The organism is Solimicrobium silvestre (assembly GCF_002976435.1).
Lineage (GTDB): Bacteria > Pseudomonadota > Gammaproteobacteria > Burkholderiales > Burkholderiaceae_D > Solimicrobium > Solimicrobium silvestre.
The window spans coordinates 42,507-68,112 of record NZ_PUGF01000023.1; the positions used below are offsets into that span (position 1 = coordinate 42,507).

At 45.2% G+C, this 25,606-nt stretch carries 19 protein-coding genes and 2 tRNA genes; 5 read left to right on the forward strand and 16 right to left on the reverse strand.

Annotation, left to right across the window (positions count from 1 at the left end; genetic code table 11):
• Positions 1 to 43: 43 nt before the first annotated feature.
• The 7 genes from S2091_RS19315 to S2091_RS19345 all read right to left on the reverse strand — a co-directional run bounded on the left by S2091_RS19315 (position 44) and on the right by S2091_RS19345 (position 8,154).
• The gene (locus S2091_RS19315) at positions 44 to 2,779 is read right to left on the reverse strand and encodes a TcfC E-set like domain-containing protein (protein ID WP_165795039.1); all 2,736 of its coding nucleotides are present in this window, start codon (positions 2,777 to 2,779) and stop codon (positions 44 to 46) included.
• Between the two features lie 79 nt (positions 2,780 to 2,858).
• Complete coding sequence (locus tag S2091_RS19320; RefSeq protein WP_105533608.1) at positions 2,859 to 3,536, reverse strand: EcpB family pilus assembly chaperone; 678 nt, start codon at positions 3,534 to 3,536, stop codon at positions 2,859 to 2,861.
• A gap of 67 nt (positions 3,537 to 3,603) precedes the next feature.
• Complete coding sequence (locus tag S2091_RS19325; protein ID WP_105533609.1) at positions 3,604 to 4,284, reverse strand: common pilus major fimbrillin subunit EcpA; 681 nt, start codon at positions 4,282 to 4,284, stop codon at positions 3,604 to 3,606.
• Between the two features lie 63 nt (positions 4,285 to 4,347).
• Positions 4,348 to 4,995, reverse strand: coding sequence for a common pilus major fimbrillin subunit EcpA (locus S2091_RS19330; RefSeq protein ID WP_133166942.1), 648 nt, complete (start codon positions 4,993 to 4,995; stop codon positions 4,348 to 4,350).
• A 572-nt stretch (positions 4,996 to 5,567) separates the two neighbouring features.
• On the reverse strand, positions 5,568 to 7,118 hold the full coding sequence (locus tag S2091_RS19335) for a S53 family peptidase (RefSeq protein WP_105533628.1): 1,551 nt from the start codon (positions 7,116 to 7,118) through the stop codon (positions 5,568 to 5,570).
• Positions 7,119 to 7,269: 151 nt separating this feature from the next.
• Positions 7,270 to 7,824, reverse strand: coding sequence for a DUF1003 domain-containing protein (locus tag S2091_RS19340; protein ID WP_105533611.1), 555 nt, complete (start codon positions 7,822 to 7,824; stop codon positions 7,270 to 7,272).
• A 126-nt stretch (positions 7,825 to 7,950) separates the two neighbouring features.
• Entirely contained in the window at positions 7,951 to 8,154 is a 204-nt protein-coding gene (locus tag S2091_RS19345; RefSeq protein WP_105533612.1) for a hypothetical protein, read from the reverse strand.
• 329 nt (positions 8,155 to 8,483) lie between these two features.
• Between S2091_RS19345 and S2091_RS19350 the strand changes: the two genes are divergently transcribed.
• Positions 8,484 to 8,984: a Spy/CpxP family protein refolding chaperone gene (locus S2091_RS19350; RefSeq protein ID WP_105533613.1), complete on the forward strand. Its 501-nt coding sequence runs from the start codon at positions 8,484 to 8,486 to the stop codon at positions 8,982 to 8,984.
• Between the two features lie 427 nt (positions 8,985 to 9,411).
• On the opposite strand, the gene S2091_RS19355 is transcribed toward S2091_RS19350, so the two are convergent.
• Both S2091_RS19355 and S2091_RS19360 read right to left on the reverse strand, forming a co-directional pair.
• Positions 9,412 to 11,268, reverse strand: coding sequence for a PAS domain-containing hybrid sensor histidine kinase/response regulator (locus tag S2091_RS19355; protein ID WP_243405494.1), 1,857 nt, complete (start codon positions 11,266 to 11,268; stop codon positions 9,412 to 9,414).
• A complete protein-coding gene (locus tag S2091_RS19360) occupies positions 11,265 to 14,303 on the reverse strand; it encodes a chemotaxis protein CheB (RefSeq protein ID WP_243405495.1) in 3,039 nt (1,012 codons plus the stop codon). The genes S2091_RS19355 and S2091_RS19360 overlap by 4 nt, the downstream gene beginning before the upstream one ends.
• 365 nt (positions 14,304 to 14,668) lie before the next feature.
• Here S2091_RS19360 and S2091_RS19365 point away from each other — a divergent pair, with 365 nt between their 5' ends.
• From S2091_RS19365 to S2091_RS19375, 3 genes are all read left to right on the forward strand, one after another.
• A complete protein-coding gene (locus tag S2091_RS19365) occupies positions 14,669 to 14,848 on the forward strand; it encodes a hypothetical protein (RefSeq protein ID WP_105533614.1) in 180 nt (59 codons plus the stop codon).
• A 100-nt stretch (positions 14,849 to 14,948) separates the two neighbouring features.
• A complete protein-coding gene (locus S2091_RS19370) occupies positions 14,949 to 15,272 on the forward strand; it encodes a hypothetical protein (protein ID WP_105533615.1) in 324 nt (107 codons plus the stop codon).
• A gap of 153 nt (positions 15,273 to 15,425) precedes the next feature.
• Positions 15,426 to 15,502, forward strand: a tRNA-Arg gene (locus tag S2091_RS19375).
• Between the two features lie 29 nt (positions 15,503 to 15,531).
• On the opposite strand, the gene S2091_RS19380 is transcribed toward S2091_RS19375, so the two are convergent.
• From S2091_RS19380 to S2091_RS19400, 5 genes are all read right to left on the reverse strand, one after another.
• Positions 15,532 to 16,968: a mannose-1-phosphate guanylyltransferase/mannose-6-phosphate isomerase gene (locus S2091_RS19380; RefSeq protein WP_105533616.1), complete on the reverse strand. Its 1,437-nt coding sequence runs from the start codon at positions 16,966 to 16,968 to the stop codon at positions 15,532 to 15,534.
• A gap of 33 nt (positions 16,969 to 17,001) precedes the next feature.
• On the reverse strand, positions 17,002 to 17,913 hold the full coding sequence (locus tag S2091_RS19385; protein ID WP_105533617.1) for an NAD-dependent epimerase/dehydratase family protein: 912 nt from the start codon (positions 17,911 to 17,913) through the stop codon (positions 17,002 to 17,004).
• A gap of 1 nt (position 17,914) precedes the next feature.
• The gene (gene gmd, locus S2091_RS19390; RefSeq protein ID WP_105533618.1) at positions 17,915 to 18,976 is read right to left on the reverse strand and encodes a GDP-mannose 4,6-dehydratase; all 1,062 of its coding nucleotides are present in this window, start codon (positions 18,974 to 18,976) and stop codon (positions 17,915 to 17,917) included.
• 154 nt (positions 18,977 to 19,130) lie between these two features.
• Positions 19,131 to 19,220, reverse strand: a tRNA-Ser gene (locus tag S2091_RS19395).
• 72 nt (positions 19,221 to 19,292) lie between these two features.
• Positions 19,293 to 21,368, reverse strand: coding sequence for a 3-hydroxyacyl-CoA dehydrogenase NAD-binding domain-containing protein (locus S2091_RS19400; protein ID WP_105533619.1), 2,076 nt, complete (start codon positions 21,366 to 21,368; stop codon positions 19,293 to 19,295).
• 671 nt (positions 21,369 to 22,039) lie between these two features.
• Between S2091_RS19400 and S2091_RS19405 the strand changes: the two genes are divergently transcribed.
• Complete coding sequence (locus S2091_RS19405) at positions 22,040 to 23,251, forward strand: SGNH/GDSL hydrolase family protein (RefSeq protein ID WP_243405496.1); 1,212 nt, start codon at positions 22,040 to 22,042, stop codon at positions 23,249 to 23,251.
• Positions 23,252 to 23,297: 46 nt separating this feature from the next.
• Here S2091_RS19405 and yoaA read toward each other — a convergent pair whose 3' ends face one another.
• Positions 23,298 to 25,316 carry a DNA repair helicase YoaA gene (yoaA, locus tag S2091_RS19410; protein ID WP_243405497.1) on the reverse strand — a complete coding sequence of 673 codons (2,019 nt, stop codon included), beginning with the start codon at positions 25,314 to 25,316 and terminating at the stop codon, positions 23,298 to 23,300.
• A 53-nt stretch (positions 25,317 to 25,369) separates the two neighbouring features.
• Positions 25,370 to 25,570 (reverse strand): YdcH family protein, encoded by a 201-nt coding sequence (locus S2091_RS19415; RefSeq protein ID WP_105533621.1) that lies wholly within the window; start codon positions 25,568 to 25,570, stop codon positions 25,370 to 25,372.
• Positions 25,571 to 25,606 lie beyond the last annotated feature (36 nt).

Genomic DNA, 25,606 nt, shown 5'->3' on the forward strand with positions numbered 1-25,606 from the left:
GCAAGAATAATTACAACAAAATTGCTTAGATTTACTAAAACCATCAATCACTGAAAACACTACCTACTACAGACTCCGCTGCTGGTATTGCTGTTTGCATATCCGGCTTTGCCGCCTCATAAAGTTGCTTGCCATTAGGCTTCATGGATGGGCAAAATACTTCATTCACCCACATTGCGCCTTTGGCTGCGCTCAGATCAAAATCGATCTGACATGACTGATTTTTTGCCACTTCATAACTTACACTGGGGTTTACCGAATCTACGTCGACCGAAAATCCGCCATCTTCATCCGTAGTAGCTGTGCCGATATGATTACTTAATACCACGCCGGGTTTCGGCTGCCCATTTTCTGTCAACACGCCAAAAACAGTCACCAATCGTTTCAGTTTTGGGCTTAACAAACCCACATTCCCCGGATAGAGTACGAAATCTTGTTCGCTATTTTGGATATCATAATTTTCCGGCGATTTTGCGCTACTGCGTACGGCCATAGACGCTGTCGAAAAAGCCGGAGCCGGTACAAATGAGGTGCTGTTTTCCAGCAGATTGGATCCACCGTTGACCATTAAATCCAGTTGTCCGCGTGCCTCATCGTCCACCTTGACTAAGATCCCGGCATCAGCCTGACTATTGGTCATGCCGAAACCACCTTTATTCCAGCCAGCGCTGCCACTCATACCACCCGTGACATCAACCCCTTTGTTCAAGCTATTGCTACCCACAACGGCATCCCAGGCAAAGATACTATTACGGCCATTGGCACGTACATTAATATTGCTTGATATGTCTGCATTTGGATCGTCCAAAGAACGAGTTCTGGATACATTGGTTCCCAGGTGATCGAGGCCATCGATATTTTTTGGCGTCCATGCGGCATTAACCCCAATCATTTCACTGTTCAGACTACGTGAATAATCAATACCGCCTGTGCCGAAGCTAAAGGTGAAATTAACTCCCACGTAATACGACTGCTGTAAATTACCTGCACTACTGGGCATGCTGTTACCCAGACCGATCTCGGTATAGTTATTATCAAAGTCCTGCTGATGGGTTTGCCAATACTTTCCAGCGTTCAAACGCGCTTCTACCCAATGATTACGATAGATACTTTGTGAAAAATCCAGCCGGGATATTCTATTATTATTCTGCCGGTCTAACGAAACACTGCCGGTAATCTGTGACGACTTGGATAAGTTAAAGGTGTTTTGCAGATCAAACGTACCGCCCAAACTGGCAAAATTACGGTCTGTCATTGCACTTTCCGGTTTCCCCTTTCTCGCATAATCCAGCATTCCCCAAACACTGCCCGAACCGAGACTCAGACTGCTGGACAAGGTGCCATTATGGCTACCGTCAGAAGTTACTCCAAACTGGCCGCTGATGGAACCGTGGCTAAAATTTTTCTGAAAGCCTGGCTCAATCACCATCAAGGAACCATAAGAGTAAACGGAGGCACTTAAATCCACCCAAGGTAGGTTGTATTGGCCGCTTGCTCCAACTAAATGCGTCGATGTTCCGTCATAGGTGTTTTGATAATTACCCGCAAAAAACTGATATTGGTTCCCTGCCCCGATTGAAGACGACATTTTGTAGACCATCTCTTCTTTACTCGAAACCACCTGTCCATTCACGATCACATCAACCCGCGCCAGATAATTCCCCCCGGGCAAAGCGCTGGTATCCACCTCCTGGTTTCCCAATGCGACTTGCTGCACATTAAGGAGTTTGCCATCGCGATAAATGGATACCTGCCCACTTGCAGGCATGAATACGTAAATAGGGTTTTTAGAAAGACTGGTGTCCGTTTTTTCGGATCGACCTTTATTACCGGCAATAACACCAATAAATTTCCCGCTGTTGGCGTAGGAAATTCGACCTAAATCACTCATCGCCCATAAGCTCAAATAACCGGCAGAAACATTTACCCCCTGGTAATCATGGCTAAAACGCGCCTCATACAAATCACCTGGCTGATTGGCTCGCACATCACCATCGAGCGTGAAGTTGTTCACGCCATACGATGTAACCGATTTAGCGCGAAAGTAGCCGTCTGGATTTTGGCCGCTCAAGCGAACCATCGATCCGTTGTAATTTAAAATGCCGCTAAGATTTTTTTCGGTACTATCCGGCAACGCGGTAATCCTTAAACGTGCTTCTTGAGAATAAGCTTCTTGAGGCAGATCACCGATTAGCTCAAACGTCATTACGTCAAAACACAGACCTATTGCAGCGGCAGGATCTGAACCTGCATTCTTGTCGCTCGTATCAGAATGAAGATGATTTTTATTTTGCTTGTCAGTTGCCGCTCCGTCCAATGCAGTGCGAGAGCATTGCTGGTAATGAATGGGCTTGCCGTATTGCTGCTCGATTAAAGCTTGATATTCGGCAGTAACTTTTGAGTTACCAACAGACAGATGATCGATCGTTAAAAAGTCCCCTGTATGGCGTAGTGTAGCTTTACCAACCTCCTCGGCACCTTGTGGTGTTTTCAAAAGAAATGGCACCTCGACGCCTGCTTGCAATAACGCAAAAAATTCTGGCGGGAAAGCGTCCTTACCCAAGGCTTTGTCGGTGAAGTTTGCAAGCACAGCAGGCGAATTAGTCGGAGTTACCTCACTTGCCGATGTGGAATTCTCATCCAGCTCTGCTGCAAAAACAGGAAATGCCTGTACAAACAAGAAGGTACTGAGCAAACAAAAATGCCGTCCAAACTGCTCCGAAAATGGCGCCACCAACAATTTTTTCTTTTCAAAACAAGACAAACTTAATGCATTCAAAACCTTCTCCCACAGAGAACACATTAATAACATGTTCCTCCATACCAACTTAAACTATGAAACAAACCGCTCTTTTTAACTATTCGCCTCCAGCAATAAACTCATATTTGAGTCCGTGCCAAATACCATAACCGTCAAAGACCTTGAATTTTTTTGAGAAATCAACGCGCTCACCCGGCAAAATAAACTCCTCAGAAGCGCATGGAGTCAACCCATCCGCCGTATCTCCCGCACACTGCCCAATAGCAACCGTCTGCATAAAGCTATTTCCCACATTTTTAATGGCACCCTTACCATCCACTTCGTACTTAAAATCAAGCACTCTCGGGCGAGCAACCAAAATGGTGGCAATACTGATTTTTTGCTTGGCTTCAATAGATGCTTTTGCAGTCAAATCCGTTGCCTTGCTCATACTCTGCTCAACAAAAATCAATTGGTAATAACGCTCCCGATCATCCTTTGCGCCGTTATAGTAAATTTTTACCGAAGCAGATTTTTTAGGGCCCACCAATAACGTTGCCGGTGAAACCAGCACATCAGGCGCGCCACCCAATACAGGAGCCAAGGACTTGGGGTTATCGACCTCAATCACTTTCGTAGTGACAAACTTGGCAACCGATTCTTGATTTTTTATTTCCTTAACAACAAAAAATTCGGTATCTTGGATTTCAGTCGTTAATACACCAACATTAATCGCGTAGGCTCCACTAGCGCACACCCAAAGCAATACGCTTACAAGAAATGGTTTTTTACTCATTGACAACTCCCTCAACAATAAAAGAGGAGCTTCCTCCTCTTTTATTAATCACATATTATTTCTATGCTTACAACTCATCCGGCTCAGATGGCTTACTACTATAACCAGCGGTCCATGATGCAACAAAAGCCAACTCAACTTGCCCCTCGTAGACACCATCGGCAAGCATATCCAAACCCTTATCATCACTACCCAATGTCAACTCCTTACCGGCAGAATCAGTCCCTTCCTCAATCCTGAAATCCACCATTACGTTATTGGCTTCGTGATAACTTCCCTTAGGAGTTGTATTAGGGCCGGCCTTGCTTAAATTCATTGCCTGCATACCTGCTGCAGATGCAGTCATGTCAAAATCATTACCTGCCAAAATAGAAACAGGCTTATCCGTCATTGCTAACCCGCCCAATGTGGCACCCAAACTTAATGTGCCCGTGCCAGCACCAGAAAGATGGGTTAATTTCTTGCGCAACAGCTGCGAAGTAATGCTATAAGCAGTTGAATTTGGCTTACCAGCCGCTTGAATCGTCAAACTGCTAGAGGCATTAGAAAAACGCTTATTTGTCACGTCCCACTTAAATTGCAATGCATCATTACTTGCAAATACATTCAGCTCTACATCTGATTTTTTAACCGCTTCAGCATTCCACTTCACACTGGTATTTGCCGTCGTAACTTCACCAGAAGCCGAAGCAGAAAATGAAGCCGCAACAAGCACGCCCAATACCGATAATTTCACTAAATTTTTCATTATTTCCACCATTAATTAATAAAAACACTAACAACACACTTCACTTGAGCACCAGAACAGCACTTAAGATTTTGTCCAAGAAGCGACAAAATTCATTTCAACAACACCTTCATACGTGCCGTCAGCAAGCTTATCCAGACCCGCTTCGGCACTACCTCGTGACAAGGGAGAATTTTTTGAATCGGTACCACTTAAAATATTAAAATCCACCTTAACGCGCTCAGCTTCATGGTATGTCCCATTCGTCGCCGCATTTGGCCCCTCAAACTCCAGATTCATCCCATTCATGCCGCTTGCTGCCAGCGTTACGCCTTTAGTACGATCCCCTTCAAGAATGCTGACAGGAGCTACGTCCATAGCAATCCCACCGACAGCACTAGAAATGCTTACCGTACCGATTGCAGCACCGGATACATGCGTGAGTTTGTTACGCGTAAGCTGGGAAGTTATCTGGTAGGAAGTCGTGCCTACCTTGCCCGCGGCTTGAACGGTTAGCGAACTGGAGGCAGTTGAAAACCGCTTATTTGTTGGATCCCACTTAAATTGCAAACTATCATTACTGGCAAATACATTTAATTCGACATCCGTCTTTTTAATTGCCTCAGCCTTCCAAGTAACGCTTGAACTGACTGTCGTTGTTGCAGCTAAAACAGGGAAGGCCACGCTCGCAAAAATAGAGACCAACATTGATTTATTTAACGCAGCATTCATAATTAAGCCATCAGCAGAAGAGGCCGAATTATGCGTGCAAGCGGCCAATCTGGGCAGTCAGACAACTCCTACTTTAATGTAGGAATTTTCTTAATTTAGATTTACGTGGAGCCATTTATGGAACAGCAGTAATTTAATCGGAGACTAGATCGATAAGAATTTATCAAGGTAAAAGTAGGGAAATTAGTTGGGAGTTACGCAAGTAGTCTATGGCTTTGACGTTTTGTAGGGGCATCCTTTGCGGGTGCTCTTGGATGATTAACGTGGGCACCCACAAGGGATGCCCCCCTACGCAAACCTGGCCCAGTTGTGCACGCCCGGCTTGTTGAACTTATTAACTTCGAGGAAATACTTTGGCGTTAGGCAATACAGCCAGAGGCTTAGATAAATTGGCTAGAAAATTACAAGAGCAGTTCTTTTGTCGGCGCGCCAAAGAAGGCGAAGAACATTGATGGCGGCTTACAGCCAATGATGTGCGACATAGATAAACGGAAGCTCTGCAGAAGATTGTTGTGAGCAAACCTCTTTTAACACACCAGAGCATTCAACGTCATTTTCTAAGCATTAGCTTATCAATCTAAAGCGTGTAAAAGATTTTGTCCGTTAGGCGAGCCCCAGCCGGTACAGGCATCCCAGCCAACACCGGCTTGATAAGCTCCGTTATTTCCTTGAGTAATATCATTTGTCACTTTTTTGTTTTGCAATGCTCCATATAAGAGCGGGTTTAAAAAGCCGACAGGATGTCCTAATTGTTGGTTGATCAGCGCAATTAACCCAGCCCATAATGGCGCGACTGCGCTGGTGCCTCCGATTACCATATCCTCACCATCGACGCGCACTGCATAACCCGTATTGGGATCTGCGTCGGCTGCAACATCCGGCACACCACGTCCTTGTTGAGTAAAGTCGAGTGATGTTTGGTAAGCAGGAATCGGGAAAAAACTGCTGTGCCCTCCTCCCGTTGCGCTGTTGACTCCATCATTCCAGACCGTTTCAGTCGCGCTCCCTGCTGCATTGATGACCAGAGATGTGCCGCCACATGCTAAAGCGTGCGGTGCTGAAGCGGGGAAATCAACGTTTTGCGTTCCATCGGTCTGGCCGTCGGTTGAGCCGTTATCACCGGCCGCGACGCAAATTGTCACTCCCATAGCGGCAGCATCGATAAAAGCGGATTCGAAAGCGGTCATAGCCTGGTGGGTCCATGCCACTTCTGCGCTCCCCCAGCTAATTGAAATGACCGATGGTTTGTTCACTGCATCATGAATCGCTGTTGTGACGGCGTCGAGAAAGCCGCGATCCGTATTCGGCGCAAAATAGACAGCAATCGTAGCACCAGGCGCAATCGCACCAGCGACTTCAATATCCAGCATGACCTCGCCATCAGCACCCGCGGGTGTGCTCGGCTGGTCAGTGGCACTGTCCACAGGAACTATAATCACGTTCGGCGCAGTAATTCCCAAACCTGAAAAATAGGCGTTGATATCCGCCGGGCGAGTGCCGCCACCAAGTTCAATGATCCCTATACATTGGCCGGTAGCGTCTGCTGGTGGAAAGTTATAAATTTTCGCTAACTGAGGTGGGGTAAATGTTGTACTGGGTTTTATTGTATCGGTTGATGTTCGTACTTGAAAATGCTTAGATGCCTGCGGTCTGTTATCCAGTCCAAAAACGCCTTCTATCATCTCAATGACATCGTTGGGTGCACTCAATTCGCCGATTCGTCCGAAATACACGCCATTGGGATGTTGATATTGTTCTAGCGTAGTACCAAACGCCTTGTTTAATGCGCCTACAGTGCCCGATAAGATGATGCTACGGTGAGCTTGATTAACTTTGCACACGGCGAGATTGTACTGTTGTGCAAACGCTTCTACCTTGGCGATATCCGCGCTGCTTGCGCCGAATTTTTTGGCAAATTCTTCTCTGCTTAAAATTTTACGCTTGGAAAGCGACTGATTTCCAGACATAAACTGTGTATTGAGATCTTTGCACTCATGCTCTGACCGTAACATGATTGTAATTTCAATTATTTGATTTTCTGGAATCGGGCCAACGACTTGCGCATTTCTCATTGGAATTCGATTGGTGCCGGGAATAACTGAACGTACTGAATTAATAGTCATGATTACCTTTTTCATCAAAAAAATAAATTTGAAATTCGTTTGAAATTCCATCGAACCGTAATTTAACTTCGTTAAAATACCACAAATAAACAGCGCGAAAATGATGGGAAATTTAATCATGAAAATAATTACATTAAACATATAAACAAACTTAATCAACACTATCCGGCTTCACATGCTTTCCTCCTTTTTCTTTTCGCCCATCTAAGGCAGCAAGTACCGAATTTGGATTAGTAGGAACTTGAAGTGCGATCGATTCGGCGTCATAGCGATCTTTAATCATCGGTAAATCTCGTCGCAATTCTTCCATTAGGGAAATCAATTTAGTGGCTTTCTGTTCAGTTAACAGATTCACCTGTAACTCCAGATGAGCCCGCCGATCCTCCATTTTGCTAAGTCGATTTTGTTTAATCAGCACAATTATCGTCGTTAGTAACGCACCCACCCCGACCAAACCTTGTAACAGAGGAAATGGTGGTGGATCAAAAACGTTAAATCCCATGCGATGTGCTAACAGGTTGGCAGCGATCCAGAACGAAACAAAAAGCAATGTAAGGCCAAGAAAAAAAGGGCGGCCTATTACGCCACTGACATATTCCAAAATACGTTGGTGGCGGGTAATTGATTTTTCTTCAAATTGGCTCAACTCTAAAATGGTTTTAGTATTTTGAGTTATTGGATCTAAGCTAGACTCAGGCTCATTCATGATTAACGGAACACACTTTAAATTAAATAGCACTCTTTTTAAACGGCTAGTTTTAGTGACTATCAGCACAAACTTTCAATAAACATCTGATACGCCCCCAAAACCAACCGCCATCTTCACTTAAAATTACTTAGTTGAAGACGCGCAAGCCGTATCAGAACTTTTCTTTGCCGTATTGCAGCTTGCCATGGCGCTCTTTGCGCTGTCCATTGCATCGCTCGGCTTGTTCTGATCATGGCATTCGGATGCTTTTTGATGGTGCTTGGCTGCTGTTTCATGATCGAGTGCTGCTTGCTTGTGAAGACTACTAGCATTGTTGGTATTTGACATGATGTTTAATCCTTAACAATAAATATTACTAATTTAAGATCGAAAGTGCATGCCGCAAAATCAATGAGCACGGCATGCCAATGCAGAATAAGTCAGCCAATTAGATTAAACAGTTCGATAACGCACATACTACAAAACAACTACATCTATGGTGTGTCTCACCTTGAATGTATGTGCGGCATCGCACATACAACCCGCATTAATCGTGTTCGAATATCTCCTGAGCATATGTCATTTATTTTCAATATTTGGAAAAGCTCACAAGCACTTACATTGAAGTCGAATTTATTGAACTAACCCAATCGATTTATTATTACCAGGAGCACTTAATGAAAAAGTATATTACAGCCCTCGTATCTACATTACTCATCAGCGGCGCATATGCACAAACCCCAGCAGTTACGGCAGGAGCCGCTGCTAGCGTGCCCGTCAGCGCATCTGCCCCTGCTTCACCCGCTTCAATGGCGAAATCGGATGCTAAACGGGATCAGGCTAACGAGAAGCACATCAAAGAGTTACATACGAAGCTAAAAATTACTAAGGAACAAGAAACACTCTGGGACACCGTAGCCAAAACAATGCGCGACAGTGCAAATGAAATTGATAAAGTGATCGACAAACGTGAGTCACTCATCCCCAGCGCGACAGCAATTGATGATTTAAATGCTTATGCCGATATTGCTCAGGCGCATGCAGATTCAGTCAAAAAACTTTCTATGGTCTTTGGCCCGTTGTATGCAGCAATGTCAGATACCCAGAAAAAGGAAGCTGATGAAATCTTTACTCAACGTGGCCATGCAGGCAAGGATCAACGCATATCAGCAAAATAATATTTTTCCAAGTTCAGTGCAGTGAGATTCACCGCACTCTTTTACCAAAGGATTTATCATGAAATTAAAATTTATATCCCTGCTCTTTGCTGTTCTCGCGTTGATGATTACACCAGTTACAAACGCTCAAGTAAGAATCGGCGTTGGCATCGGCGTTAACACTTGTGGCTACCCAGCTTTATATCAAGCGTGCCCCTACTACGCACCTCCGGTCGGAGTGTATGTAGGTGGCGGGTATTGGGGTGTGCATCGAGGCAATGGTCCACGTGGACACGATAGAGGGCATTCTGATGGCAGAGGACGTCGTTAAAATTTGTTCTGCTACCTCGATAAGAAATTCATCTTTTCGAGGTAGTAAAAAAATCAAATTCACGATCTATTTACATAGTACGTTTGGGATTAAGCCAAGTACAACAGGATTAAGCTTCTAATTGCCAAAGGTATTATCCGTCGCCTTATTCAGTGTCTTCATGAGTTCGTCGATTTTAATAGGCTTTGTCATATATTGAAAAAAACCGGCCTTCAATCCTTGCTCAATATTGTGTGGCATAGCGTTAGCACTGAGGGCAATGACAGGAATGTGCGCTGTTGTCGCGTCTTCTGCCAACATTTTTAATACGGTAAATCCACTGATATCGGGTAAATCAATATCCATCAGGATGATATCCGGCAAAAAATCACGTGCCATGACAATACCGCTATTTCCATTCGGGGCACTCAGCAAACGAATATGCGGTTGGCGTGCAATAATTGCCTCGACCAACTTCAAGTTCGCTAAATTATCTTCAACATACAATAAAGTATGTGATTTCGTCACTAATTGCGCTATATTTTCCGTATTGATTTGCAACGGTTTAATGTTATCTGGCGAATCGACCAGCGCCAACTCTATCCAAAATACAGAACCTTTTCCTACGATACTTTCTACGCCTATCGTACCGCTCATCAATTCAATAAGACGCTTGCATACAACCAAGCCGATGCCTGTTCCCTCCTCCGCGTTCATATCTTGTCCGAGTCGATTAAATGGCTGAAAAAGCTGCAACAGTTCATCTTGGCGGAGCCCTGCGCCGGTATCGGCAACACAAATTCGAATGCTTCTTTCCGAATTGACGCCGCTCTTTACCGTAAGCGTTACCGTTCCATTCGGGCGATTGTATTTAATTGCATTGGACAGCAAATTAATAAGCACTTGCTTAATTCGAATTCGATCTACTTGAGCAAAACAGCAAATTTCTTCCGATGGGAAAATAATTTCAATACCACGCCGTTGTGCCAGTGGTGCTGCCATCGCTTTGCATTCGCGAATAATTTCCGTCAGCGAAACTGCTTCTATAGACAAGCCGATTTTGCCAGCCTCAATTACGGCCAGATCGAGTATGTCGTTAACTAATTCAAGAAGATGCCAACCGGCTTTAAGAATTTGATCAACGCTTTGCTGTTGATCAAGTGTTAGCGGTGTTGAATTGACCGGTGCTCCAGTTCCCAAAAGTTGAGCGAAACCGAGAATAGCGTGAAGCGGCGTGCGCAACTCGTGACTCATATTGGATAAAAAGTCCGATTTTGCCTGATTGGCTTTTTCCGCAACGACTCTGGCACGCTCAAGTTCAGCGTTTTTGTCTTGTAAGTCTTGCTGGAGTAACGCACGTTCATCTTCGGCATGCTTGCGTTCGGTTACATCGTTCAGTACAACACGTAATTCAGCCGCCCCGTCCGCATCCTGAGCTATCGTCATCGTCAGATGCGCCCAAAATGGCGTGGCATCCTCTTTTACCATTTGCATTTCAAAGGATTGAGGCTCGCCAGTCTCAACCAATTTTTTACGATGCAAGTAATAGGTATCTTGGTTTTCCCTGCTGATGAATCGCGATAGTGGTTGTTTTAGTAAAGTGCCACGCATGACACCAAACAGACTGGCCGCAGCCAGGTTAGCTTGCCGGATTAACCCTTTTTCACTGATGGTGCAATAACCTACCGGGGCCAGATCATAGAGATCAAAATAGCGGTCGCGCGCAGCATCCAGTGCCACTTGCGACTCCCGCAATTCTTCGTTCTGCATTTCCAATTCAATCTGATGAACACGTAATTCATGCAGCAGATGCCGGGATACTTCCGGCGATAAAATAGTCACTTCCTCTTGCGACAGTGCCGCATGTTGTTGCAGGCGAGCTTCGGCATGTTGACGTTGCAATAAATATGCAGCGGCAGCATTACTCCCTTCAGGGAATAATTCAAGATTTTTTACTTTTTCATCCGGATTAGGAATGCCGTTCTCTAGATTCATTGGGTTATTTCCCTGATAGCTCGCTCTGTAGTTGCAATCGCATACACCTCACCCACCTCATTCAATAAAGCAGTGGAAGTAATCGACACCTTGATAACAGATCCTTGCTTGGTAATTCGCTGCGTACTATAAGGTTCCAAAATTTCGGCTTGACTGAGTTGTTGCAGTCTGACCAGAGCTTCCTCGCGTTCTTCCAAGGGAATCCGATCACGCACGTTCATTGCTAATGCTTCAGACTCACTCCAACCATAAATTCTGACTGCACCAGGGTTCCACGCCAAGATAGAACCTTGCAAATTCTGCATCGTAATAGCATCGTGCGCATCTCGCACAACCACGGCTAGCCGCATCAACTTATTGGCTTTGTGGAGGTCATTGCGCGTACGCACTGTTTCAGTAATATCAATAAAAGAAATCACCGCTCCCTCAATTACATTGTCCAGCGTGCGGTAGGGTTGTATCCGCATGGTGTACCAGAGCCCTTCAACAGTCTGCACAGCAACTTCTTTAAATATCAGTGTATTTAACACTTCCTGAGTATCTACGACCAAACTGTCATAATCAAGCAGATTAGAGACAATATGAGCCACTGGCCGCCCCACATCTGATGGAATTAAATTGATAATAGTGCTCGCGGCCGGTGTAAAGCGCAGGATACGTAGCTGATAATCAACAAATACCGTGCCTATGCCAGTGCCAGCGAGCAGGTTGTTCATGTCGTTATTAGCGCGAGACAGATCGATTACTTTGGTTTGTAGCTCATTATTAACGGTAGCCAGTTCTTCGTTCACCGATTGTAATTCTTCTTTCGAGGTCTCTAATTCCTCGTTCGTTGATTGCAACTCTTCGTTAACCGACTGCATTTCTTCATTAGAAGATTTCAACTCTTCATTAGAGCTTTCCAGTTCTTCGTGCGTACTCTGGAGGTATTCATCTTTTGCCCGTAACTCCTGCTTTAATATGGCGATACGCGACTCCGCATCTAATTCAACATTAATTTCTTTAGGCTCAGCTAATAGCGCAGTCGGTTGTAATATTTCGGTGGCAATGGTTGAAACTTCTTCCAAAATAACCAGGTACAGATATGACTCCGGCGTTGCCAGTGGGCCTGCCAGGACTGGGGAAACAGTTAAATTCACCAGCGTAAAGTGGCCGTTTGTTTGAACCCGCAAACCGGAACAGCGCACAACTCCTTTGCTGCCGACCGCTTTATGCAACGCCATGGTTAAGTCGCGCCGCAAACCTTCACGTGCCATTTTTAAGATATTGCTGATACCAACTTCGCCAGGAGTCAATTCCAGGTACATTCCGGTACGGCCATGCAGATAAAGAATATCGCCGTGCCAGTTAACTAATGCACTGCTCGCGGCAAGTTGTTGTAAAAGGGCTTGCTCGGTTAACTCACGCAATTGTAATTTTACGGGGAAAGTCATCTTTTTTGATCCAGCTGTGGTTGTGTGATCCAAGGGCAAAGAGCGAGGAAGAGTTCGCCCTAATGACATGCTTGGCCTTACTTGGTAATTTTCTTTGCGTTGAAATAATTTCGATTTGCGATCAAGTACTGGAAACAATCCGGTGAAATCACCTACTCCTTCAGACGTACCCAGCAACAATATGCCATCCGGCTTCAGTGCGTAATGAAATAAAGGGATCAATCTTTTTTGTAATTGCATGCCCAAATAAATAAGCAAGTTACGGCAGCTAATCAGATCTAGCTTAGAGAATGGAGGGTCTTTAATGACATCCTGTTCGGAAAAAACTAACATGTCACGAATACTTTTATGGATACGGAAAGTACATCCATCTGGTTCTGTTGAAAAAAACCGTGCCAATCTTTCCGGAGTAATATCAGCGGCAATACTAGCTGGATACAAGCCCGCCCGCGCTATAGCAATTGCCCGGCTATCGATATCGGTAGCAAAAACTTGTACTGTGTAATTTTGCTTGAGTGTCTCCATGCGCTCTTGTAAAAGAATCGCAATCGAATAGGCTTCTTCACCGGTTGAGCAACCAGTTGACCAAACACGTACCACTCCCCCAGCAGGTTTGCTCGCAAATAACTTGGGGATAATATCTTTTTCTAATAACTCAAAAACCTCTGGATCGCGAAAAAAGTTGGTCACACCAATCAACAAATCACGAAACAGTGCCTCCGCCTCAGAGGGCGTTTGCTGCAAATATTTCATATAGCTACCAATTTCAGCTATTTGATGTACCGCCATACGCCGATCAATACGTCGATTGATCGTACTTGGTTTGTAATTAGAAAAATCGTGACCCGTTTGTGATCGTAATAAAATAAATATTTTCTTTAGCGCACTTTCAGATTTCGTCATATCGACAGCAGCGGAGCGCGGAAGTTTACCGTAGGCATGGGCCGCGTAAGCGATCAATTGCGCCGCCATCTCTGCCGGCGGCAACACATAATCAGCCAATCCGGTAGCAATGACGCTGCGCGGCATACCGTCAAAATCGCTCGTTTCCGGCACTTGAACGATGACCATGCCACCCTCACCCTTTATCGCCCGCACACCTAAAGTGCCGTCACTGCCAGTACCCGACAAGACGATCCCGATGGCGCATTCGCACTGATCTTGCGCCAATGAACGAAAGAAAAAATCAATTGGTAAGCGCTGCCCGCGCGGCGCAGATGGCTCCAACAAATGCAGTGTTCCATTTAGAAACGCCATATCATGGTTGGGTGGGATGATATACACACAGTTACGTTGAACTACCATGCCATCTTCGACTTCAAAAACCTGCATCCGTGTACAGCGCCGGATGAGTTCAGTCAGCAAACTTTTGTGATCTGGCGCTAGATGTTGCACCAAAACGAATGCCATGCCAGGCTCGATATCACTCGGCAATCCAGAAAAAAATGCTTCGAACGCAGCCAAACCACCGGCTGAAGCGCCAATGCCGACAATGGGAAAAGCATCTGAATAGTTTTTTTCCGGAATGATAGTTCCGGGTAAGATAAATGGAACTATGGCAGGTTCAGTTGCGGGTTTTTTGGTTATTCTTTTGGATGGCACTAACTTCTCCGCTACGCTGGTTTGACTTTTGAGTATAAGGCTTTTCGTTACTTAAATGGATTTAGTTCTGCATTGGCAATAAGCGCCAGCCGTAAAAAATGACTAAGGTAATCAAGTTATTCAATGCCATCTCCTATGCGTGTTAGCGAACAGACGCAACGACACGGCGTGGATATTCTTATTCTAAGCGGTAAATACAGCGCAATCTGCTTTCTCGAAAGAGAACAACGCTCTGTTGAATCGAATACGCAATGGCGATCTTCCTACTGGATAACGTCGCTAATTTTCTTGAATTCTGAATACAGTTGCTGAGAATTGTGTCACCAAAAGTGCCCCATCTCACCAAATCAATTGGAGAAACTTTTATGAAATTTTCAACATCAATCGCTACTATCGCTATCCTTGTTGCTATTAGCGCATGCTCTGGTCCACGCGGCCCGCAAGGTAATACAGGTAATACCGGCAACACTGGTAACACCGGCGCAACTGGTGCAACGGGCGCAGCGGGAACGTCAACTACCACGACAATAGTACCTGCGCATTAAGAGAGTAAAGTAATTTAATCTGAGTCGTTATATTTGCCGGAAGGTTTGCCTGGAATGGTCGTTCCTTCTCGCTAAACGATGACTTAATTTAGGAGTAGTTATGAACATCAATCTTACAAATTCAATAATGACAAGTGTGCCAATAATTTGCCTTTTCATCCTGTCTATTAGCGCTAGTTACGCACAAAGCAATCAAGATGCTTCAATAGCTCAGCCCGGTGATCCGGCGAGGTGGTATCAAGAAGACATGACTCCACATGGCTATTTTTTGACATTAAAAAAAGAGGCGATGAATGTGTATCAGGATTCATCGAAAAAATGCATGAGTGAAGAAAAATCCAACAGAAAACAATGCATGATTGAGGCTAAAAATACATTTAAACAAGATATGGATGCAGCAAAAGAAAAATCAGGAAGCTACTAACCAGCGCAATCCGTTCGGCACCAACTGGTAATACATCAGTTGATGCCGTATAGAGCAAATAGCAAATTTAGGCTTGTCGGAATGACCTATAAAAGGTATTATTCTGCCTTCTTGTAAAACTTCAATTGTGTATTGATTTTTACATGCCTCAAACTGCCCTTAGCTCAACTGGATAGAGCAATGCCCTTCTAAGGCATAGGTTGCTGGTTCGATTCCAGCAGGGCAGACCAAAATATCACCACTTCTCTGCCCTACCCTTCTATTTTTGTGCTTGACCGACTTGGCAGCGCCCGTACTTATCCTGGAAACGGACAATATCGTCTTCCCCCAGATAAGCGCCGCTTTGCACCTCGATCATCACTAAATTTATTACGCCAGGGTTTTCGAGCCGGTGCATATGTCCGGCCGGGATATAGGTAGACTCATTGACGCTTACTAAAAACTCATGGTCCCCATTTAATACTTTAGCCATGCCGTTGACGACTATCCAATGCTCGCTGCGATGATGGTGCATTTGTAATGATAGCGATGCGCCAGGCTTTACTTCGATGCGTTTAATTTTAAAGCCGGGACCTTCTTCAAGCACGGTATACGTCCCCCAAGGCCGGTGAACTGTTAAATGCGATTTATGCGCAGTATGACCTTTTGCTTTGAGCGCGGCGTAAATGTGCTTTACATCTTGCGTGTGAGATTTGTCTACTACCAACAATGCATCTGGTGTATCCACAATAATCAAATTACTCACTCCCACAACGCCAACCATGCGACCTTTGCTTTGAATATAGCAATTTTCTACTTTGTGCAGCATGGTTTGACCATCTAACCGATTGCCTTGCTCATCTGGTACCGTTAAGTTACCTAGCGAATCCCAGGATCCGATATCGTTCCAACCGATATCGCACGGCACTACTGCAACATGGTTCGATTTTTCCATGACGGCGTAATCAATGGAATTGTCAGGAATTGCTGCGAAGCTATCGGCATCTAACTCTAATTGAGAGAAGCCATCTGCTTGCGCAATGCGTGATTGTTCCATACAGACTTTGGTCGAGGCTAAAATCTCTGGGCAGTGCTGTTCCATCGCCTGCAAAATGGTACCGGCCATAAAACAAAACATGCCTGAATTCCATAGGAAATTACCAGAATCAAGGTAGGTTTGCGCCGTTGCGAGAGACGGCTTTTCTACAAACCGCAGCACTTTATTGCCACTTGCTTCTATATAGCCATAACCAGTTTCAGGCGCGTCTGGCTGAATCCCAAAGGTGACTATTTTTTCGCGTTTCGCGAGCGCTATTGCTTCGCTCACGGCCTGCTCAAAGGCGGCTTGATCTGCAATTAAATGATCAGCCGCTAAAACCAGCATCAGTGTATCTGGGCCGTGTTTTTTAGAAATATGAAGTGCGGCTGCGGCGATTGCGGCTGCCGTATTGCGGCCAAACGGTTCGAGAATATAGGAAGTCGCCAATTTGGCTTGATTAATTTCGCGATATTCATCTTCGGTTTTAAAGAATAACTCGCGATTAGTTACCGTGAGTATTTCGTCCACGCCATTTAGCTCGGCTCCGCGCAAAAAAGCTTTTTGCAATAAGCTTTGTCCATCTGCTAAACGAATGAAGGGCTTTGGATGCTGCTCCCTTGAAACCGGCCAAAGACGGGAACCAGCACCGCCGCATAATATTGTGGGAACTAAGCGCATTAAAATACCTTTTTCAATTAGGCGGCTAACAATTTAGTGTGTAGAAGAGCGGTACATCCACTCCAGCGTGTCATGTAATGGCGGGGAGTCCCACTCACCAATAATGCCTCTCAGTCGCTCGGCAGAGCCTAGCAAAGTACGCACCTCATTTGCTCTTACAAAAGCCGGATTGACCTTGACCGAAATGTCGTAGCCGGCAATTTTCCCCGCCATCGCCAAGACCTCACGTAGGGAATGACTTTTACCGGAACAGACATTAATGATCTGCCCAATCGGACGCGCTTCTATTAGTCGCCGATATGCATTTGCAACCGCCCGAACGTCACTAAAGTCACGGAAAACATCGCAGTTACCTAGCTCAATTTCTTGCTTACCCTGCTTAAAATGATTGATTATTTTGGGAAGCAAAAAAGAATCCGTCTGACCAACGCCGGTGTAATTAAATGGCCGAGTGATGATGATGGGCAACTTGTCTAACCACAAGCGCGCCATATATTCCATGGCCAGCTTGCTAACCGCGTAATCGTTGGCCGGGTTGGGCAAGGTGGATTCATCCAGCATGCCTTGCGTGGCATTACCATAAATATTGGCGCTACTGGCCAGCAACACACATTCCACATCAGGAGCTTGCGCAACTAAGGCCTCAAGCAGGTTGCGAGTGCCGATAGTATTTACCGTATAAAAAGACTCGGCATTGGCATTGCCGACAAAGGCGACTCCGGCAAGATGCAGCACAACGTGTGGTTTGATATGCGATATCGCAGCATGAAGCCCGTCACGGTCGGCTAAATTTACTTGAGTATAGTGCGGGGAAAGGGACTCTTTCTCGCCAATGCCATACACATCAAATCCGGCAGCCTTTAATTCAGCTTCAACATAATGACCAGTAAACCCGTTCAGTCCAGTGACTATCGCGCGCTTATTTTTTGAAAGAGCGGAAGACATATTAGAAAGAAAAACCGCTAGCATTGCGACGTAAATCGGTTTCTACCATCATCTGGCATAACTGCTCCAGCGTAGTTGTTGGCGCCCATCCCAGCTTAGCCTTGGCTTTAGCAGGGTTGCCAATTAACAACTCGACTTCCGCAGGGCGATAGAATTTAGGGTTCACACGCATCACGGTTTGGCCAATTTTTACAGGGCATTCCACATCAATTGCCGTAACAACGGCAGTCTCATCTTCTGCAGCGCCATTAAATTCAACTTGAATACCCGCCACTTTAAAAGCGATGCGCACAAAATCACGCACTGTTTCAGTACGGTTGGTCGCTAGCACGTAAGTATCTGGTTGATCAGCTTGCAGCATGCGCCACATTCCATCGACATATTCTTTTGCAAAACCCCAATCGCGTTTGGCATCAATGTTGCCCAGATCCAGGCTATCGAGTTTACCCAGTTTGATTTTTGCGACTGAATCAGAAATTTTACGTGTCACGAATTCGCGACCTCGCAGCGGCGATTCATGATTGAAGAGAATGCCGCTAGAGCCAAAAATGCCATAGCTTTCGCGATAGTTGATCGTCATCCAGTGTGCGTACAGTTTGGCGACGCCATAAGGACTACGCGGGTAAAAAGGCGTTTCTTCAATCTGTGGAATAGCCTGCACCTTCCCAAACATTTCTGAGGTAGACGCTTGATAAAAACGGATTTTTGGATTGGTCAGGCGTATCGCCTCGAGCAAATTTAGTGCCCCAACGCCGGTAATCTGCGTCGTGGTATTCGGCTGATCAAAGCTGACACCAACAAAACTTTGTGCCGCCAAGTTGTAGATTTCATCCGGCTGAACCTTTTGGATCAGCGAAATACTGGAACCGAGATCGGTCAGATCGTATTCAACCAGATGCAGGTTGGGATGATTTTGGATGCCGCATTCTTCAATGCGCCAGAAGTTGACGGAACTAGTACGTCGATAAGTGCCCCAAACGGTGTAATTTTTACTGAGCAAAAGCTCAGCGAGATATGCGCCATCTTGACCGGTAATGCCGGTAATAATTGCTGTCTTTGTCATTTTTATTCTAATCTGTTCTGCGGAAACTTCCGAGCAGACATTTTAGAATACCTTGCACCTTGATTCAAAACAATATTGTGCCGTTTAACAACAATTGCTGAGAAAAAAAGTGCGAAAAAAAAAGCCCTGAATAAACAGGGCTTTTTAGTAGTTCTGGCGGAAGGTGTGAGATTCGAACTCACGAAGGCTTTAACACCTCGCCAGTTTTCAAGACTGGTGCATTCAACCGCTCTGCCAACCTTCCAAGCCCGCTATTATAGCGAGGTATTTATTTGAATGCTAGTCTTTTTATCGGCTATTTCATTAAATAATGCAATTAAGCATTAAATTTTTGTTCCTTCGCTGCTAATTCTTGCAATAAAGGTGCAACTTTCCATACTTTTCCGCAATGACCTTGCGCGTAATGCTGAATTGCTGCAACAACTTTTGCCAATCCAACGGTATCGGCATATAGCATTGGGCCGCCTAAATGTAGGGGGAAGCCGTAGCCGCTTAAATACACCATGTCGATATCGGAGGCGCGATGGGCAATGCCTTCCTCTAATATATAGGCAGCTTCATTGACCAAGGCGTAAATTAAGCGCTCAGTAATTTCCTGATCGGTAATGGCGCGGCGCTCTATACCTATTTGTTTGGAGTGATCATTAATCAGTTGATTAACTAAATCAGATGGATGTGCAGTACGGTCGCCTGCCTGGTAGTCGTACCAACCTGCTCCGGTTTTTTGACCGAAACGTCCTAACTCGCACAATTGGTCGGCTGTTTTTGAATAAAGCATGTCAGGCTTTTCAATCGCACGGCGCTTACGTATTGCGTAACTGATGTCATTGCCAGCTAAATCGCTCATACGGAATGGCCCCATCGCAAAGCCCATTTTTTCCATTGCACTATCTACTTGTGCTGGCAAACAACCTTCATCTAATAAAAAGCCGGCTTGACGTATATATTGTTCCAGCATGCGATTGCCGATAAAGCCATCGCAGACACCAGAAACTACGCCGACTTTTTTAAGTTTTTTAGATAAAGCCATCGCACTCGCCAAGACTTCATTGGAAGTTTCTTTGCCGCGCACGATCTCCAATAATTTCATGACATTAGCCGGACTAAAAAAATGCATGCCAACCACATCTTGCGGTCGCTTAGTAAAACTGGCGATTTTGTTTAAGTCGAGCGTGGAGGTGTTGGACGCTAAAATTGCTCCTTGCCTCATTACTTCGTCCAATTTCTCAAATACGGACTTTTTAACGTTCATTTCCTCAAATACCGCTTCCACCACAATATCGGCCTGCCCGATGGCGTTGTAATCAAGCGTGCCAGAAATTAAGGCTATCCGCTCAGCGCATTTTTCCGGGCTTAATTTACCTTTATCACGGGTGTTTTGATAATTTTTGGCAATGATTGCCAAGCCTTTTTCCAATGCTTCTGGTTTGGTTTCCAGTATCACAACCGGAATACCGGCATTAGCAAAGTTCATCGCGATCCCGCCGCCCATCGTGCCGGCACCGACGACTGCAGCGCTTTTAATGGAGCGAATTGGCGTATCTGCTGGTACATCAGGAATCTTACTGGCGGCCCGTTCGGCAAAAAATGCGTGTCGTAGTGCTGTTGATTCGGGACTCACGACCAATTTATAAAATGTTTGACGTTCAAATTGAATGCCTTCATCAAACGGTAGATTCGCTGCGGCAGCGATTGCTTCAACACAATGTAGCGGCGCTTTTAAAAATCCGCGCTGCGCTTGTGCGCGCGCTGCATTTAAGACTTCTTGCAATTGTGGATGCGTTACATTGAGATTACGGACTTTGGGCAAAGGTCGCAGATCCGCAATTTTTTCTGCAAATGCGATTGCGCCAGCAACGCAATCGCCCGTCAATATTTCATCAAACAAAGCGGTGTTTGCCAATTTTTCAGATAATTCCGGTGCGCCTGAGGTAATCATTTTCAAGGCAAGTTCTAGCCCGACTACGCGCGGCAAACGCTGGGTTCCACCCGCGCCAGGCAATAGGCCAAGCTTAACTTCAGGCAACGCAATTTGAGTGCCCGGTGTGGCGACGCGGTAATGGCAACCTAGCGACAATTCCAATCCGCCGCCCATGCAAACATGGTGAATTGCCGCAACTACTGGCTTGCTGGAGTTTTCAACAACGTCAATTAAGGTGTGTAACGAGGGTTCTGCCAATGCTTTTGGCGAATTGAATTCTTTAATGTCCGCACCACCGGAAAAAGCATTGCCTGCGCCAGTAATGACAATGGCTTTTATGCTGGCGTCATCTAAAGCACGGTTTATGCATTCGACTGCGGCGGTGCGCGTTTGAAAATTCATGCCATTTACAGGCGGATTAGTTAACGTAATTACGGCAACTGCGCCGTGTGCTTGATATTCTGCTGTCATCTCTGTTCCTATTTTTAATGGGGATTAGTACGAAAATAATGCCAAAAAAGCGTTAATAAACCTAGCTTTCATACACTCCCCTGTTTTTTTAAATATTTAACGCATTCAATGCGTTTTCATTTCGGCACATATTACAAAAATATACGCCCACATACTAAAACAATAAAACGCAGCAATTCTTGCTACAGATGGATATTCAGAACCACGATTGTAGATTGAATAAATTATTCCGGCTCAAAATTTGTATCCGCCCATTGAAAGCACGGACTCAATCACATAAGCACTAACGTCAAATCGGCGCTATCAACAGACCACTTGCTCAATTGCCACCAACTATGACACGTCGACTTATCATCAAAAACATCCTTATCGGAGTTTAAAATCGTTTTTATTGTGCAGACTGTGTTTGAATTACACAACACATATTTAATAAAAATTAATGGAAATTAAGCGATGTATTGAGTTTTTAGGTGATATTAACGATCTAGAGTTTTGCGTCTAAAACAACATAAAAGCAAAATCTGTTCATCACATACAATTTCCTCGCTGAAATTATTTGCACAAAGAGGCAAAAAACATCGGCACGTACTGGGGATACCACTGAACTTTTATCAAAGTAACTTAGTGAAGTAAATTCGTAGCAGTAACGTCCATTAACCAAGGAGACAAACTTGAAAAACCTGAGAACTATGTTGCTCGGCTTGTGTTGTGCCGTCATGACACTAGCAAGCAGCGCCAGCTATGCGGTTGGCAGTAATACCTACACTTATTTACGCTGTTTTTACCGCGTAAATCCATCCAATCTCACGCCAGCCACGACCTATGTTTGGGCGCGAGATCCAAGCAGCAATGATTATTATCACGTCAATGGTTATTGGTGGGCAGATGGCTTGCTGGAGTGGGAAAACATGTTTTACAGCGAAACAACCCAAAGCACACTGCTTTCCGTATGCAAAAGCACCCTGAGCAACCAAGGCATCAAACAGCCCGTGGCAATGTATGCAGGGGCGGATACCGATGCATCGTTGAATTACACAGTATGGAGTATTGATCCTACGGTACAAAGCGGAGCAATTAATAAAATTGTCGCGTTTGGTGACAGCTTGTCGGACATGCAAAACATGTTTAACGGCACAGACTGGATCTTGCCAAACACCCATAGTTATTTTGCAGGGCGCTTTAGCAATGATAAAAACTGGCTTGATTACTTATCGGTGAATTTGAATTTGCCGGTCTATAACTGGGCAGTTGCTGGCGCAGCAGCAGATGAGTATTTTGTGATTCCCGGTGCAAGTGAGCAGGTAGCCTCTTGGGCGACCTACATGCAAAGCGCGCCGAATTATCAAGTTAAAAACACTTTATTTACCCTGCTTGTGGGTGGTAATGATTTGGTTAATTATGGTCGTTCGGTGTCATCCATTATCGCCGGGGAACAACTGGCATTGGTCAACCTGATTGCTGCAGGTGGCAAAAATATTCTGTTGGTGAATTTGCCCGATGTGTCACGTGCGCCGGTTTTTGCCTTACGCACCGATGCAGCTTCCGTCAAAGCACAAGTTGTGCAATTTAATCAGCAATTGGCACAAATGGCGGCTAGTTTGCAGGCAAGTTATGGCAGCGCTGTAAATATTAAAGTGTTTGATGCGAATAGCTTGTTCACCGATTTACTTAATAATCCAAGCAAATATGGCGTAACCAACACGACGCAATCCTGCCTGAATATTAATAGCGACTCAACCTTGAATTACACCTACACTTGGTCGCCACGTTCCAATTGCACCAATGCTGACACATTTGTATTCTGGGATTTGTTGCATCCAACTACACATACCCATAGCTTATTGGGTAGCTATGCAGCTAGCTTTGTTCAAAGTAATTTTTAAATAGCGCGCAGGGGCAACCGTAAAGGTTGCCCCTGCCCTGCAACGGTTATTCTTCCGGTTGCGTTTTCAATGAGTGGAAAAAATCCTCAACCACCTTCAGTTCACGCGTTCGCGTAAACGGCGGCATGCTTTGCCAAACACGCGCACCATACGGTTTAGATAAAATACGCGGGTCACATAACATCAATACCCCACGATCAGTTTCATCCCGAATTAAACGCCCTGCTCCCTGCTTTAAATTGATAATAGCTTCCGGCAATTGATGGTGCACAAAACCATTTTTACCTTGTCTTTCCATCGCGTTGATACGCGCAGCTAATACAGGGTCATCTGGTGGTGCAAAGGGCAGCTTATCGATAACAACTAACGACAACGCTTCACCGCGCACATCAATCCCCTCCCAGAAACTTTGGCTACCGACCAAAATGCCATTCCCGGATTGCCGGAATTTTTCTAGCAATTCAGTGCGACCAGATTCTCCCTGCACAAATAAGGAGAACGTTAAGTTTTGTTTTTCAAATTCATCGCGCAAGCGTTGCGCGCAATGCTTGACCGCTCGCAATGTGGTGCATAATAAAAAGGCTCGCCCACCAGAAGCAATGATAACCGGTAAAGCCGCATCAACTACCGCATCGGTATAGTCAAACGAACGCGGTTCCGGCATGCCAGTCGGTATATATAAAAGCCCTTGTTTGGCATAATCAAACGGGCTCGGCCAACTTAGCGCCTTTTCTTCCAGCAGGCCCATTTGCGACGTGTAATGTGAAAAATCTTGTTTTACTGCCAGTGTCGCTGACGTGAAAATCCAGGTGCGCGCAGAACCTTCGCGCTGCTTATTAAAGATCGGCGCAATCGACAACGGGGTGCGGTGCAATTGCAATGAACTGGAGTACGCCTCTACCCACAACACACATTCTTGCCCGATTAATTCCGATTCGGGAGGAGCTTCTTTGCCCCACGCTTTTAATTGCTCCAGCAAAGCTAGTGCCCTGACGCGGCATTGATCTAAGGTTTCAGCGCGTTCGGCTTGCTTCTCCAAGGTTCCCAGCAACGTTTCTAACTTTTCCTTTACCGTTTCCAATGCCGGGAAAAATTCATTCGAGGAAGGAATTTGCGGCAACGATAAACGTACCTGCTCGGGTGGAAAGCATAAACGCAAATCGCGTGCGGCTTTTTCAAGAGGTACCACTAACTTAGCCCATTCAGCACCGTCACGGGCATGTGACAAACCTTCTGCCAACACGTCGCGGCACAATTCCAGCACATGGGACGTGGATATCGTCTCACCAAAAAATAAGGTGGCGGTATCGGGTAATTGATGTGCTTCATCAAAAATAACGGTATTCGCAGACGGCAGCAACTCGGCGATTCCAGTATCTTTTAAGGCCACATCAGCAAAAAATAAATGATGATTTACCACCACCACATCCGCTTTTTGCGCCTCTTTACGCGCCTTCATCACAAAACAGTCCTGATAATACTGACACTCTGAACCCAGGCAGTTTTCTTTGGTTGAAGTCACCAAGTTCCAGATTAAAGCTGTTTCCGGCACTTGCGAAAGTTCAGCTTTATCGCCGCTGTTGGTCATTTTTATGAAGCGCGAAATATCCCGCAAATAGCCAACATCTTCACGTGAAGTCATGCGGCCATTTTGCTGAGTTCGCTCCAAATGAAAGTGACATAGGTAATTAGCGCGCCCTTTCAATAAAGCCACGGAAACAGGCGCCCCCAAAGCCAAACGGATTGCGGGTATGTCCCTTAAAAACAACTGATCTTGTAAGTTTTTTGTACCAGTTGAAACAATTACTTTGCCGCCCCAAAGCAATGCAGGCGCTAAATAGGCGAATGTTTTACCGGTTCCGGTCCCTGCTTCGGCAATTAACGTGGTTTGCCCTACGATCGCTTGAGCAATGGCTTTTGCCATTTCAATTTGAGCGTGACGCGGGCGGTAACTTGTAACAGCGGAACCTAATTGACCGGTTGGACCAAATAGTCGCTCAATATCGGCATCATGAATATGGGTATCAAGTTCAAGCGGGTTGGAGGAAGGTGTTATGTCAGTCAAAATCAACTTTGTGATGAGGTTTGTGTGTGTATGAAAAGTAATTTTAAACGATGCTAAGCAGGCACATCTGGAATCAACTGCATTTGTAACAATTTAATGTGATCTTTTAACTGTAGCTTACGTTTTTTTAACCGTTGTAACTGTAATTCGTCCGTATGACCAGCTAAAATTAAGGCTTCAATAACGATATCTAAATCGCGATGCTCAACAGCAAGTATTGTAATGCGGTTTTGTATCTCAGTATGGTCACTCATAGATTTCTTTAGAGAAAGTTAATGTTATGTTGGCGT